Here is a 15,500-nt window from a genome sequence, read left to right as displayed (position 1 = left end):
GGGAGGGTACAAAAATGAAAAAGAAAAAAATGAAAAAACTAACAGCAGTTGTAGTACCGGTTTTAGCAATGAGCATGGCATTAACAGCATGTTCTACATCAGGCGGAGATAAAAAGACAAGCACAAACTCAAGTGGAGATAGCAAGTCAGAGGGGAAATTAGCGGCAAAACAAGTTTTAAATCGAACAGTAACACAAGAGATTCCAACGATGGATTCTTCTAAATCAACAGATACAGTATCTTCACAAATGCTAGGGAATACGATGGAAGGGTTATATCGTCTTGATAAAGATAATAAGCCGATGCCAGCTGCGGCAGAATCTAGTACGAAAAGTGAAGATGGTAAAAAATATACATTTAAACTACGTAAAGATGCAAAATGGTCAAATGGTGATCCAGTAACTGCGAAAGATTTCGTATATGCTTGGCAACGTCTATTAGATCCAAAAACAGCTGCTGAGTATGCATTTATCGCATTCCCAATTAAAAATGCAGAAGTGGTTAATAAAGGAGAAAAACCTGTCGCTGAATTAGGAGTGAAAGCGGTAGATGATCTTACGCTTGAAGTTGAATTAGAGCAAGCAGTACCGTACTTCTTAAACTTAGTAGCATTCCCATCGTACTACCCATTAAATGAAAAATACGTAAAAGAAAAAGGGGAGAAGTTTGGCTTAGAGTCTGATACAACAGTTTATAACGGACCGTTCGTTCTTAAAGATTGGAAGCATGAACAAGGATGGCAATTAAAGAAAAATGATCAATATTGGGATAAAAAGACTGTAAAACTTGAAGAAGTTAACTTCAGTGTTGTTAAAGAGGCTGCAACTTTAGTCAATTTATATGACAGCGGTCAAGTTGACTTTGCTTTATTAAATGGAGAGTTCGTTGATAAATACAGAAGTAAGAAAGATGAATTCGGAACATTCTCGCAAGTGAGCACGTACTTCATTCGTATGAACCAAAAACGTGATGGACAAGATACACCATTAAAGAGCAAAAAATTGCGTGAAGCAATTGCACTATCAGTTGATAAAAAGAATTTAGCAAACGTAATTTTAAATGATGGATCAAAAGAAGCTGACTTCTTAGTGCCAAAAGGATTAGCAACTGGACCAGACGGTAAAGACTTCCAAGAAACATTTAAAAATGGTTTGAAACCAGACGCTAAAAAAGCTGCTGCAGCTTGGGAAGAAGCGAAAAAAGAACTTGGAAAAGATCAAGTTACAATTGAATTCTTAAACTACGATACTGGTAATGCGAAAAAAGTTGGCGAATATATTAAAGACCAAATTGAGAAAAACTTAAAAGGTGTAACAGTTAACATTAAACTTCAACCATTTAAGCAAAAACTAAAATTAGAATCTGAGCAACAATATGATATTTCGTATGGCGGATGGAATCCAGATTATGCAGATCCAATGACGTTCTTAGATATGTTTGAGACTGGACATTCTCATAACCAAATGAGCTTCTCTGACCCTAAATATGACGGCATGGTGAAAAAAGCCGGTACTGAATTAATGGGTGATGCGAAAAAACGTTGGGAAGAGTTAGGGAAAGCTGAAAAAACATTACTTGAAGAAGATGTAGCGATTGTACCTTTATATCAACGTGGAGATTCTTATGTTTTACAACCAAATGTAAAAGGTGTAGTAAAACATAATATCAGTCCAGAATTTAGCTTTAAGTGGGCATATGTGACTGAAAAATAATAGAGTTAAAAAAGCATTTCAAAGTAGCTTAGCTACTTTGAAATGCTTTTTTTAGTTCAGTTAAATAGAGAAGAATAAGGCGTATAGTACGTACATATAGTAGATGGGGGATAAATCATACTAATTTATGAAGATAAAAATCAGAATATTTAAAATAAAACTATTTACAAATGTGAAAAAAAGAGTAGAATAACATTAGTTATAATTTTCTGAAAAGTGAATCATTAATAAGGGGTCTCTCAAGGGTTGGTAATGTACATATAATTAGGGAGGGTATAAAAATGAAGAGAAAAAAGATGAAAAAGTTAACAGCGGTTGTAGTACCAGTTTTAGCAATGAGTGTTGCATTGACAGCATGCTCTGGATCAGGCGGAGAAAAGAAAACGACTACTACATCTAATAGTGGGGAAGAAAAAAAAGCTGATATTAAATATGCAGCGAAGCAAGTATTAAATCGTACGGAAAACCAAGAAATTCCGACGATGGACACTTCTAAATCTACTGATACGTTAGGGGCGCAAATTTTAGGGAACACAATGGAAGGATTATATCGTCTTGATAAAGATAATAAGCCTATTCCTGCTGCCGCAGAATCAAGTACAAAAAGCGAAGATGGTAAAAAATATACGTTTAAACTGCGTAAAGATGCAAAATGGTCAAATGGAGAGCCTGTAACAGCGAAAGATTTCGTATATGGATGGCAGCGCTTACTTGATAAAAACACAGCGGCAGAATATGCATTTATTGCTTACTATATTAAAAATGCAGAAGCGATTAATAAAGGAGAAAAACCTGGAACTGAATTAGGAGCGAAGGCGGTAGATGATTATACACTAGAAGTAGAATTAGAAAAACCGGTACCGTACTTCTTAAATTTATTAGCATTCCCGTCATATTATCCTTTAAATGAAAAGTTCGTAAAAGAAAAAGGAGAGAAATTCGGTTTAGAAGCAGATACAACATTGTATAACGGGCCATTTGTAATGGCATCGTGGAAACATGAACAAGGTTGGCAGCTGAAGAAAAATGATAAGTATTGGGATAATAAGACTGTGAAATTAGAAGAAATTAATTACAGCGTTGTAAAAGAAGTGGCTACAAAAGTAAATTTATATGATACAGGATCGATTGACTTTACATTATTATCAGGAGAATTTGTAGATAAATATAAATCGAACAAAGATGAATATGGTGAGTATTCAGAAGCAAGTACGTTCTTCTTACGTTTAAATCAAAAGCGTAATGGACAAGATACACCGTTAAAGAGCAAAAAACTTCGTGAAGCAATCGCATTATCAATTGATAAAAAAGGTTTAGCAAACGTTATATTAAATAATGGATCAAAAGCAACGGATCAATTGGTTCCAAAAGGGCTTGCGATAGGGCCGGATGGTAAAGATTATCAAGATACATTTAAAAATGGTCTGAAATATGATACGAAAAAAGGCGCAGCAGCTTGGGAAGAAGCGAAAAAAGAACTTGGAAAAGATCAAGTTACAATTGAATTACTAAGCTATGATGATGGAACTGCGAAAAAGATTGCTGATTACTTTAAAGATCAAATTGAGAAAAATTTAAAAGGTGTAACAGTTACCACGAAAATTCAGCCATTCAAACAAAAATTAAAATTAGAGTCAGCGCAAGATTATGAAGTTTCATTTGCAGGTTGGAGCCCAGATTATTCGGATCCAATGACATTTATTGATATGTTTGAATCGAAGAGCCCATATAACCAAATGAGTTATTCAAATCCGAAATACGATGAAATGGTACAAAAAGCAGGTAATGAATTACTGACTGATCCGAAGAAGCGTTGGGAAACGTTAGGAAAAGCAGAAAAATTATTCCTTGAAGAAGATGCAGGATTAGTTCCTTTATATCAAACAGGAAGAGCGTACGTAATGAAGCCAAATGTAAAAGGAATCGTTAAACATAACATTAGTCCAGAATATAGCTTTAAGTGGGCGTATGTAACTGAGGATGGCGGAAAGTAATAACATGAAAGCATTTCAAAAGTGGCTAATATGCTTTTGAAATGCTTTTTTGTATGAATAGGAGAATAAGGCACATGGAAATTAGAAAGGAGTTCAACAATTAGATAGATAAATGATAGCAGAGATTTCATATTGATGAGAAAAATATAGAACATAGCAATAGAGAAGAATAAGAGGGGATATGTTTACATATAGTAGACGGGGGATAATTCATATAGTAGTAATAGTAAAATAGCAAGTTATTATCATAAAAAAATAAATATTTAGAAAATTTACAAAAATACTTTACAAAACCGAAAAAAATAGTAGAATATTAATTAATAAGAATTTTCTGATAACGAAAGTTAATAGAGAATCTCTAACTGTTAATATCGTACATATAATTGGGGAGGGTACAAAGAAATGAAGAGAAAAAAGATGACAAAATTAACAGCGGTTGTAGCACCAGTTCTAGCAATGAGTATGGCATTAACAGCTTGCTCGGGATCAGGTGGAGAGAAGAAAACAACTACAACGTCTAATGGTGGAGAAGAGAAAAAATCCGATATTAAATATGCAGCAAAACAAGTATTAAATCGAACAGAAACGAATGAAATTCCGACGATGGATACTTCGAAAAGTACGGATACACTTGGTTCACAAATTTTAGGAAACACGATGGAAGGATTATATCGTCTTGATAAAGATAATAAGCCAATCCCAGCTGCAGCAGAATCTAGCACAAAAAGCGAGGATGGTAAAAAATATACATTCAAGCTACGTAAAGATGCAAAATGGTCAAATGGTGATCCAGTAACTGCAAAAGATTTCGTATTTGCATGGCAACGTCTATTAGATCCAAAAACAGCTGCTGAGTATGCATTTATTACTTACTATATTAAAAATGCAGAAGCGATTAATAAAGGAGAAAAACCTGTAACTGAATTAGGAGTAAAAGCAACCGATGATTATACGCTTGAAGTAGAATTAGAGCAAGCGGTACCATACTTCTTAAACTTAGTGGCATTCCCATCATACTATCCATTAAATGAGAAGTTCGTAAAAGAAAAAGGAGAGAAGTTCGGTTTAGAATCTGATACGACAGTCTATAATGGACCGTTTGTACTTACTGATTGGAAACATGAGCAAGGCTGGAAATTGAAGAAAAATGACCAATATTGGGATAAAAAGACTGTGAAACTAGATGAAATTAATTACAGTGTAGTAAAAGAAGTAGCTACAAGGGTAAATTTATATGATACAGGTGCAATTGATTTCACGCTTTTATCAGGAGAATTCGTTGATAAGTATAGAAATAAAAAAGGTGAGTTTGGAACATATTCAGAACCAAGTACATTTTACTTACGTTTAAATCAAAAGCGTGGTGGTCAAGATACACCACTAAAAAGCAAGAAATTACGTGAAGCAATTGCATTATCGATAGATAAAAAGAATTTAGCAAATGTCATTTTAAATGATGGTTCAAAAGGAGCCGATTATTTAGTTCCGAATGGTTTAGCAGCTGGACCTGACGGTAAAGATTTCCAAGAAACGTTTAAAAATGGTTTGAAACAAGATACTAAAAAGGCTGCGGCTGCATGGGAAGAAGCGAAAAAAGAACTTGGAAAAGATCAGGTGACGATTGAATTACTAAATTATGATACTGGTAATGCGAAAAAAGTTGGAGAGTATGTAAAGGATCAGATTGAGAGAAATTTAAAAGGTGTAACAGTAAATATTAAACTTCAGCCGTTTAAGCAAAAATTAAAATTAGAATCAGAGCAAGAATATGATATCGCATATGGTGGTTGGAGCCCAGATTATGCAGATCCGATGACATACTTAGATATGTTTGAAACAACGAATTCTCAGAATCAAATGAGTTACTCAAATTCAAAATATGATGAAAGTATTAAGAAGAGTAAAACAGAATTAATGTCTGATGCAAAGAAACGTTGGGAAGAGTTAGGGAAGGCAGAAAAAGTGTTACTTGAAGATGATGTAGCACTTGTACCTTTATATCAAAATGCTAGATCATATGTTATGCAACCAAATATAAAGGGAATTGTGAAACATAATATTAGTCCGGAATATAGTTTCAAATGGGCGTATGTAGAAGAGAAATAATAAAAGAAAAAAGCATTTTCAAGTTGCGGTATTATAGCACTTGAAAATGCTTTTTTCTATGCACTTTTCTTCCCTACCCGAATATATAAAATAAAAAAGGGTGAATTCCATGAAACGAAACACATACATCGATTTTCTAGCTTATTACGGAATAGGGAGTGCTCATCCTGGTGGTTTTACGTTAACGAAGCAATTGCTATCTCAATTGCCACTTAGACACGGAGCGAATGTTCTTGAGATAGGTTGCGGCACTGGGAAAACAGCGGCGTATATGACAAAAGAATTGGGTTATAAAGTGACAGCGGTTGAAAAAAATGAAATTATGATTCAAAAAGCGAAAGATAGATGGTTGTTTGATGGTTTAAATATACAATTGATTCAAGGCGATGTAGAAGGGTTACCGTGTTTAAATGATTATTTTGAGCTTGTACTTGGAGAATCTATACTCGCTTTTACAAATAAAGAAAAGGTTATTTCGGAATGTTATCGTGTATTACAAAAGGATGGGAGACTTGTTGTCATTGAAATGATTACCGAAAAACATATTGAGAAGAAAGAGGAGGAAAAGATTGGACAGTTATACGGTATGAAAGAATTATTAACTGAGAATGAGTGGATTCATTTATTTCAAGCAGCAAATTTTAAAAGAATTACAATTGCCGGTGGCGGAACTATTGCAGAAACAGTTGCAGGACATGTGGAAGAGCCAGAGTGGAATGTATCACCGTTTATTCCAGAAGAATTGTATGAGGCGTGGGTGAAACACGAACAAGTACTGCTTATGTATCAACATATTTTAGGGCATCGGATTTTTATATGTGAAAAATAGAAAAAGAGTTGGCTAGAGATAGTCAACTCTTTACTATGTTAGATGAAAAATAATGCAGCCAAAGTAATTCCAAAAATAAAGCCAAATCCGAGTTCAAGGCCCCAGCCACCGCCGCCACAACCACCGCAACCACGACCGCCGCATCCACAGCCACTAAATCCACCATCGAATCCACCACCGCATCCAAATCCACAGTTATCACATCTGCTAATACCACCGCAAATATCACATCCGCCGTTTGAATATGCGTTATAGTACCCGAATCCTGTATCAAAAGATGAGCGCTGTTGCATTGGTTCAATCCAAACAGAATCGTTTGTTACATCTATTATTTTGCCTAAGTGAATGCGACCATCACGATCTTCAATTCGAACAACTTTACCGAAATAACGTTGGCATGTATCATAACATCTTTTTCTATGCATGTTCTTTTCTCCTTCCCATTACAGTAATACGATATGTAAGGGGGACAAGTGCGGCTTGTATGAATGACCTACCTATCATAATTGTTATAGGAAAGGGGAAATATATGAAAAGGATATATAGTGAGGAGGAAATGAAATGAAATCTACAGATCAATTTCAGACGTACGAAGTTCCTTGGGAAGAATTTATTGAAGCATTGCGAGGTGAAATGAAGAAGCAAGTAGGAGCGGATATTATAGATACAGTAGTTTGTAATTTGGAAGATGGTTTTGAAGTGTATACATATGTGCAGGGTGATTTGGATTTCGAGTATACAGAAGCTCTTGAACGAAAATATGGGAGTGATGCGAAAATACCTAATTTGTTAACAGTTATGCTGGTATCTAGCATTTATAATACGGGTGAAGAGAATATACGTTTACATGCAGATCAAAAGGAAAATCCGATTGTTGAAGTATATGTGAAGAAGTAAAGAGTGCGCTAATTATAGCGTGCTCTTTATTTCTTGTATTGAAAAGAAAATCAAACTTTAATGGTGGAATTTATAGCGGGAAAAGTATGAAATCTATGTGTTATTTCAGATATATAATAAGGAAAAAATTCGAAATAAAATATGGGAGTAGTTCATTTTTGTTTACATAATGTAATTGCTGTGAACTGTTGTCCTAAAATACAAGTCATATATCTTGTTTCCTCTCATAAATTTAAACATAGGAATTTGTCTACAAAGGTGGCGAAGCCTCATCATGAAAATTCGAATTTGTGCCACGTTCATGCTGTTTCTATTTATATGTTTACCTTTTTCAGTTTTTGCAAAAGGAGAGGAGGCAAAGGAAAGGGTCGTTTCACTTGTATATGATGATTCGGGCAGCATGAGAAATAACGATCGCTGGAAGTATGCCAATTACGCCTTGCAAAGTTTAGTTGCGCTATTAGATGAGAAAGATAAATTTTCTTACGTTCCAATGAGTAAGCCGGATGCTCCATTAAACATTTCATTAACAAAGGATCAAAGGCAAACAGAAATTGAGGGGATTGGGGCGTGGAAAACATATTTAAATACTCCATTTAGCGCAGTAGAAACGGCGATGCAATCTATAAAAAAGGAAGCAGATATAGATGGGAAACGTGAATTTTGGCTTATTGTATTAACTGACGGGGCATTTAATGATTTGGAGAAAGATAAGATTGGCGGAAAAGAACAAATTACACAGAAGTTAGCGCAGTTTAAGAAAGAAATGGATTCGAAAAAGATCTCTTTACATCCAGTCTTAATCACGATGGAAGAGGATTTAGGGCAGCAAGAGAAGCTGCAGTTAAATACGTTTAAAGAGATTTGGAAAAAAGAAATGAATGGAGTTGTCATGCCGTCTAGCGGTGAGGATGGTATTGTACAAAGTGTGAATCAAGTGGCAGCATTAGTTGCAAATCGTGATCCATTTTCTTCTGTTGAGTCGATTGTCAAAACGAAAATAGTAGGGAAAAAAGTAGAGATTACAACACCGTTTCCATTAAAGCGTATGACGCTTGTACGACAATCACCTTCTTTGTCTAATTATAAAGTTATGCAACTTTCCAAACCGTTACAATTGCAGTCTTCTTTTTCTATACATGCACCAGGAGAAGCTAAATTATTCGGAAATATAGTGCATGTAAGTACAGCGAACCAGGAAGTGATTAAGCCAGGGACATATACGATAGAAGTGGATCAGGACATTGAGAAAGAGGGATTACAAGTACTTGTTGAACCAGCGCTTAATTATACTGTTTCTACGTACGACAAAGATGATAAAGATAGAAAAAATGTTGAGAAAATGTATGAAGGTGTGACAGCTGTTATTGAAGCGAAACCTACTGAATTACCAATTCAAACTTCTTATTTCGAAGCAGAAGTAGAAATAGATGGAAAGCAGTATCCGATGAAGTGGAATGATAAAAGACATGTGTTTTATTACGAGACACAGGTTGGTAAAGCGTTAGTACGCGGGAAAGTCCATATGAATATAAAGGGATTTTATAGACAGACGAAAGAATTCAAGATTGAACCAGCTGAAAAACCAAAATTAACACTTCAAGCTGTTACGAAAGATTATGAAGAAAAGGTAACAAATTTAGAAAATAGTAAACCATTTATTTTACAGCCCCAGTTAAATGGTAAACCGATGACAGAAGAGGCTGTAAAGAAACTATTAAAATCTACTGGTGTCACATCGAATCAATCGATCAACTATGAATTAAAACAGCATGGTAGTCAAGTTTATGTTTATCCTCGACCTTATTACTCCGACACATTCAATTTTACAGATACCGGCACCGTAGAGGCTACCATCACGATCAATGATTCAACATTACAAGAAGTAAAGGAAAAGATCGTACTGCACATTGAAAATGCGCCGTTTTTTGAGAAGTATGCGCTCATTTTTAAATTTGTAATTCCTATCACTTTATTACTTTTAATAGTAGGAATTATTATTTTAGGATGGATTGTTCGTCCGAGATTTCATAGGAAAGCATTACTATATTACGAATGGGATCAAGAAGTAGCGAAAGATTGGCTTTATCAATCTGAACCAGAGTTACTTAAAAATAAATGGTGGAAGCACTATTTTGACATTCCATTCCGAGCAGAAAGAAAGACTGTGCAATCTGTAACATTAATAGCGAAAAAAGGATCGAAATCTATATTTGTAGCGAAAGAATCGCAAGTGGTTGGGATGATTATTGATGGGATGTTTATAACAGAGGAAGAGGTAGGAATGGAGCATAAGACGTTGTATCCAAATGAACTTTTAGTAATTGATAGAGGATATGGTAAGGAGATTTACCGGTACGAATGTGAATAGTAGATAGGGTGTAAGAGGGGCGGAGGAGGCCCGGCTCTCTTTATTCTTCTTTTCAAACAAGCAAGAATAGGAAGGTGGTTCACATGACATTACAAGTTCCAACAATTTTAATTGGCTTAGGTGGAATCGGTAGTACTGTCACACATCAAATATATGAAAGATTACCTGAGGAGCGTCGTAAAAAGGTAGCGATGCATGTATTTGATACAGATGTGAATACATTGAGTAAATTTGATCATATTCGGAAGTTTAAGACGCAAACGAGCTCGAGTAAAACACCGAGAGAGTATATTGCGGGAGATCCAACGATTCCAGAGTGGTTTCCGATGGACCCGACTATACTTGATAAACCGTTAACAGAAGGGGCTGGACAGTTACGCGTCATTTCACGGTTAGCGTTACGTGCTGCGATGAAAGAAGATAAACTCACATCGTTTTGGCAAGAAATCGAGAAGATTTTTCCAGTTACAAGTGATCAGACGGAATATGGTGTACGTGTCATTATTGTAACATCACTAGCCGGCGGAACAGGCTCAGGGATGTTTTTACAAATCGCATTATATTTGCGTGAGATGCTCCGGAAGAAATTGCAGCATCATAACATTTTAATTCGCGGTGCGTTTTTAATGCCAGATGTTTTAGTTAAGACGAGAACGGTTAGTGCGAAAGAGTTTGAAACTGTGCAAGCGAATGGTTATGCATCGTTAAAAGAGTTGCACGCTATTACGCTTGGATCGACTGGTGAATTATCAAAACGAGGCGGCGTAACGATTGAATTAGAATATCGTCCTGATCAAGTGGATGAGGACGGAAGAACAAACCATACGATAAAGCAGCATCATTTACCGTACAATTATTGTTTCTTATATGATTATGAAAATTTACATGGGCACCATTTGCACAATTTATCGGATTATATGGAGCAAATGGCAAATACGATTTATTTACAGTTATTTAGTCCAATGTCTGCAAATCATTTTGCACAAGAAGATAATCAAATTCAGCAATTGGCAGAATCGAGTGGGAAAGGGAGATATTGCGGAGCAGGAACGGCAAAACTTATTTATCCGTATGAGCACGTTTTGAAATACTGTGCTTTAAAATGGGCGGTGCAAGGTTTAGATGAATCTTGGCTTCATTTAGATCAACTGTTTCAAGAAAAAAAGCAAAGATACGACCAAGATGTCAAACGTGGTATGCAGCGTGAAAAGCCAGAGCGCGGGAAAAGTTATTTAGAAGACTTAGAGCATCTTGCTACTCGGCCAGAACAAGCTCATATTTTTTATAGACAAATGTACCATGAAACACGTGAAGGGGCAGAGGGTGGTAAGCTCGGTGTTGCAAAATCAAAATTGTTTTTAGATGCTGTAGAGAGTTACGTACACCGTACAGTGCAAAAAGATGAGGAATTAAACCGCCTACAGCATGAGTGCAAAATATCGGCTGCGAAGCTTAAAATGATGGAACAAATGAAGGGGGAAGTAGCGAGAGTTGATCATGCGGTTCGTTTATATGCTTACGCCATTCCGAGCCGTGTACATGAGCATGTTACTACCCTTTTATATGACATGATCGAATCAGACCGCTTTACACCGAGTGGCTCAGAAGGACAGTCTTACCAATTAAATACATGGTTTTTAAAGAAAACGGATCCAGTTCATCCAGTTGCAGCACGTTTTATGCTGTATGAACTTCGTAAGCAGTTAGTAGAGAAGATGAATCGACTACATGAAAATAATGAACAAAAGCGTAATTTAATTCAAAACTACGATAAGAAATTTAATGTGAGTAATATTGATGGAACTGTAACGGCTGTTCGCCGCGTTGAAATTGCGCAGCAACAAGGCTGGTTTGGAAAAATGATTAATAATCAGCAGCGTTTGTTTAAAAAAGAATTTGAAGATATTGTAACGCAGTACGTACACAAATTAAGTGAGTATCGTAAAGAAATGTTGTTAGAACTCGTGTATCAATCGCTATACCAAGCAGTTGATAAAATGATTCAATATTGGGAAAGATTCTTTGATAATTTATACGAAACACGTGAAAATTTATTGTTTGAAATCCAAAAGCGAAGCAAGGAATTTGAGGGGAAAACGAACCCGACGAATGTATACGTATTAGCTGAAGAGAAATTGCAAGAAAAGATTTGGCAAGATATGCAGCAACATTTAAATTTAGGTGTATTACCGAAAGATATATCCTCCGAAATTTATATGAGCTTGTACGGGGAATATTGTCGTGATGCGAAAGCCGAAGAAATTCAGTCGAAAAAGGTGGAAGACTTCTATCGTGAACATATATTGAGTTATTGTTATGACGAACTTCAAGTGCGCTATCGTGACAAATTAGAGCTTAATATCGTTGAAGCATTGCGAAAAGAAGCAGATTTCAAGAAGCGTGATCGTGATGAATACGTTCGTGAAAAAATTGAAGATCTTTTCCATTTAGCAAGTCCGTTCGTTCCGAAAGTTTCTCATCATAGAGAATTACAATATTGGGGCGTACATCCATCTTTAAAACAAGAATTGCAAGAAGAGTTATTGCAAGAAATGTTTAAAGAAAAAGATACGGTAAACGAGGCGTTTTCACCATTTGAAGTGATTTGTTATCGTGCTCATTACGGATTATCGCTACAAGATTTTCCTAAGCTTTCATCTGGACATATTGCGAATGGTTTTATGAACGATAAAGGTGATTATTTTCAATCGTATTATCGCCGCGTGAACAAATTAAATAGTAAAAAATCTAGTTTGACGCCGCATTTAGATAAATATTGGCACTTACCAGCCTTTATGCCAGACTTGAATGCAACGCAAACGAAGTTAGATTACGACAAATGTAATCGTGCTCTTCTATACGCGTATATGTATCGCTGGATTAGCTTAGTTGCTGTTGATGGACAGTTCGTGTATCAATATAACGGTGTCGGCCGTAGCTTTTTAATCCAGTCGATGGGGAAAAATATTTCAAGTGAAAGTTATAAGTTGCACAGAGCATTGCTTCATAATCCGTTTATTTATGAAAACATCTTGTCACGATTTGAAGAAGAACAAGAAAAGGCAATGATACAAGGTGGACATTTATATACACATGCATTTGTATTAGGCGCTCAAGATATAAGATGGCTCCGTAAAGAGCATGTTCATAATATTTTAGATATGATTTTAATGTATGACCGTGAGGCAAAATATGACCCGACGTTAGAAGAAACATCTGACGATTTGTTAAGGTTATTCCTTGATGAAATTGAGCTGTATTTCCAAAACTATTACGGAACAGGTGCAGATATGGTTGCAAAGAAAGAGAAAGAGATGTTTATGAAACAATTGTGGGATCGTTCGTATGCGAAAGGGTATGTGGATCCAAATAGTGCGCCTTATAAAAAATGGCAAAATATATTACATGTTCCCGATGAAGAAGAAGTGCCAAAAACGAATGTATAATGAGTGAAAAGGGAATCCTTAAGAATGACAATACAACTTTAGAAATGAGGGATTCCGATGCCGTTTTTAGGTAGTGTATATCAAATATTTGGATTATATCCAGAAATTTATTATGGAATGATTTCAGCGGAAATCGCTGAACAACAAATGGAAGAACAGAAAGAACAAGAAAATCAAGAGACTGAATTATAAAACCATGCAGGCTACTCGCCTGCGTGGTTTTTTCGTGTTACAATAAAGCGAATTTTTTAAGGGAGAGAATAAGATGAAATGGATATACTTTATTATTATTAACGTTATAGCATTTAGTATGATGGGGCTTGATAAGCGAAAAGCAAAGAAAAAACAGTGGAGAACGCCAGAAAGTACGTTGTTTTTATCAGCTGCAGCTGGAGGAGCGATTGGAGCTTGGATTGGTATGTATATGTTTCATCATAAGACACATAAAAGTAAATTTGTCTTCGGTATTCCAGTGCTCGTTATTATAACAGTAGGAGTGTTTTTATACATATAAAGGATTTGCAAGAGGAATGTCGAAAGAAATGCAGATTGAATATTGGTAAAGTAAGCATGTGAGACTTTATAATGAAGAAAAAAAGAGAAGAGGAGAAAAAGGAAGATGGGGAGTCAAACAGCAGAGCAAAAGCAGGGGATTATATATGCAGCAGGTGCGTATACGATGTGGGGAGTCCTTCCGATTTATTGGAAATGGGTGGAGGAAGTACCGGCAGATGAAATATTAGCGCATCGCATCGTTTGGGCATTCGTTTTTATGTTGTTAGTTTTAGGAGTAACGAAGAGGTTTCGTCAGTTTGGTGGGGAGTTAGTGGCCCTTTTTAAACGACCTAAATTATTAATGTCATTAACAATTGCTTCGGTACTTATTAGTGGAAACTGGTTTGTATACATATGGGCCGTAAATCATAACCATGTAATCGAAGCAAGTCTTGGGTATTATATTAATCCACTTATAAGTATTTTACTTGGTACAGTTGTTTTAAAAGAGAAGCTTAATTTTTGGCAATATGTTGCGGTTGGTTTAGCTGGATTGGGCGTTGTTATTTTAACGATACGTTTCGGATCAATTCCATGGGTTTCTCTTTCACTTGCTTTTTCATTTGGATTATATGGATTAACGAAAAAATTATTAAATTATGATGCAACAATTGGGCTTACGATGGAAACGATGTTAGTGACGCCATTTGCACTTATATATTTGTTTATGACAGGAGTTCATGGCTTTGGTTCGTTCGGTTCTATTTCGGCAATATCAACGTTTCTTTTAATAGGGGCAGGTATTGTTACAGCGTTACCACTCTTTTATTTTGCTAAAGGAGCACAACTTATTCCGCTCTATATGATAGGATTTTTACAATACATCGCGCCGACTATTAGTTTAATTTTAGGTGTGTTCGTTTTTGGTGAACATTTCACATCTACTCATATGATTGCGTTTTTCTGTATATGGATTGCTTTATTTGTCTTTTCAATGGCGAAAACAAAGTTTCTACTACAGAAGCAACCAAAATTTATTAAAAATAAATCAGCAAAAGTATCATAATGCGTAGTATTTTCTACGCATTTTTCTTTATACTTATATTATATAGAAATTCCATTATAGTCAGTGAGGAGCTGAAAAACATGGAAACAATTTTACATAATGATCCACTTATAGCAGCTATAATTTCTTGGTTTTTAGCACAGTTAACGAAAGTCGTTTTTAAATTAATAAAAACAGGCGAGTTTGATTTTGCTAAGTTCTTTGCTTCAGGTGGAATGCCAAGTTCGCATGCTTCGACTGTTACTGCACTTGCTACAGGTGTCGGAGTGGTGGAAGGTGTGGAGAGTCCAATATTTGCGGTTGCCGCTATTTTTGCCATTATTGTTATGTACGATGCTTCAGGTGTAAGGCTTGCGGTAAGTAAGCAAGCGAAAATATTGAATGATTTTTTTCATGGTAGACAAACAGAATATAAAAAGTTAAATGAGCTCGTTGGACATACACCGTATCAAGTTGTTGTTGGTGCACTATTAGGAATTGTTGTCGGGGTTGGGTATTGTTTGTAAGCAGAATGTGTGTAATACACGTTCTGCTTTTCTTTGTTTTCATACATATTTAGATGAGTTTTCGAATATCGTATACGG

12 protein-coding genes are annotated in these 15,500 nt (G+C 35.7%); 11 read left to right on the top strand and 1 reads right to left on the bottom strand.

The window, feature by feature from the left end; all coding sequences use genetic code 11:
* Positions 1-14 precede the first annotated feature (14 nt).
* The 4 genes from QCI77_RS17960 (at position 15) to QCI77_RS17945 (ending at position 6,641) form a co-directional block, all read left to right on the top strand.
* Positions 15-1,712, top strand: a complete 1,698-nt coding sequence (locus QCI77_RS17960) for a peptide ABC transporter substrate-binding protein (protein WP_353825311.1) — start codon at positions 15-17, stop codon at positions 1,710-1,712.
* A gap of 281 nt (positions 1,713-1,993) precedes the next feature.
* Positions 1,994-3,706, top strand: coding sequence for a peptide ABC transporter substrate-binding protein (locus QCI77_RS17955; protein ID WP_113769595.1), 1,713 nt, complete (start codon positions 1,994-1,996; stop codon positions 3,704-3,706).
* A 402-nt stretch (positions 3,707-4,108) separates the two neighbouring features.
* Positions 4,109-5,812 (top strand): peptide ABC transporter substrate-binding protein, encoded by a 1,704-nt coding sequence (locus tag QCI77_RS17950; RefSeq protein WP_113769596.1) that lies wholly within the window; start codon positions 4,109-4,111, stop codon positions 5,810-5,812.
* A 109-nt stretch (positions 5,813-5,921) separates the two neighbouring features.
* Positions 5,922-6,641 (top strand): class I SAM-dependent methyltransferase, encoded by a 720-nt coding sequence (locus QCI77_RS17945; RefSeq protein ID WP_113769597.1) that lies wholly within the window; start codon positions 5,922-5,924, stop codon positions 6,639-6,641.
* 38 nt (positions 6,642-6,679) lie between these two features.
* On the opposite strand, the gene QCI77_RS17940 is transcribed toward QCI77_RS17945, so the two are convergent.
* Positions 6,680-7,066: a hypothetical protein gene (locus QCI77_RS17940; RefSeq protein WP_002128474.1), complete on the bottom strand. Its 387-nt coding sequence runs from the start codon at positions 7,064-7,066 to the stop codon at positions 6,680-6,682.
* A gap of 136 nt (positions 7,067-7,202) precedes the next feature.
* On the opposite strand from QCI77_RS17940, the gene QCI77_RS17935 reads away from it, so the two are divergent.
* The 7 genes from QCI77_RS17935 to QCI77_RS17905 all read left to right on the top strand — a co-directional run bounded on the left by QCI77_RS17935 (position 7,203) and on the right by QCI77_RS17905 (position 15,422).
* Positions 7,203-7,538 (top strand): hypothetical protein, encoded by a 336-nt coding sequence (locus QCI77_RS17935; RefSeq protein WP_060751608.1) that lies wholly within the window; start codon positions 7,203-7,205, stop codon positions 7,536-7,538.
* A gap of 274 nt (positions 7,539-7,812) precedes the next feature.
* A complete protein-coding gene (locus QCI77_RS17930; RefSeq protein WP_353825310.1) occupies positions 7,813-9,909 on the top strand; it encodes a vWA domain-containing protein in 2,097 nt (698 codons plus the stop codon).
* An 83-nt stretch (positions 9,910-9,992) separates the two neighbouring features.
* Positions 9,993-13,355, top strand: coding sequence for a tubulin-like doman-containing protein (locus tag QCI77_RS17925; protein ID WP_353825309.1), 3,363 nt, complete (start codon positions 9,993-9,995; stop codon positions 13,353-13,355).
* A 57-nt stretch (positions 13,356-13,412) separates the two neighbouring features.
* Entirely contained in the window at positions 13,413-13,547 is a 135-nt protein-coding gene (locus QCI77_RS17920; protein WP_002014348.1) for a hypothetical protein, read from the top strand.
* Positions 13,548-13,620: 73 nt separating this feature from the next.
* Entirely contained in the window at positions 13,621-13,869 is a 249-nt protein-coding gene (locus QCI77_RS17915; protein WP_113769599.1) for a DUF1294 domain-containing protein, read from the top strand.
* A 105-nt stretch (positions 13,870-13,974) separates the two neighbouring features.
* Positions 13,975-14,916 carry an EamA family transporter RarD gene (gene rarD, locus QCI77_RS17910; RefSeq protein ID WP_002014350.1) on the top strand — a complete coding sequence of 314 codons (942 nt, stop codon included), beginning with the start codon at positions 13,975-13,977 and terminating at the stop codon, positions 14,914-14,916.
* An 80-nt stretch (positions 14,917-14,996) separates the two neighbouring features.
* Positions 14,997-15,422: a divergent PAP2 family protein gene (locus tag QCI77_RS17905; protein WP_000447809.1), complete on the top strand. Its 426-nt coding sequence runs from the start codon at positions 14,997-14,999 to the stop codon at positions 15,420-15,422.
* Positions 15,423-15,500 lie beyond the last annotated feature (78 nt).

Origin of the sequence: Bacillus cereus group sp. MG9, from assembly GCF_040459995.1 — a bacterium.
Classification (GTDB): domain Bacteria; phylum Bacillota; class Bacilli; order Bacillales; family Bacillaceae_G; genus Bacillus_A; species Bacillus_A mycoides.
This window is presented reverse-complemented; position numbering and strand designations above follow the sequence as displayed.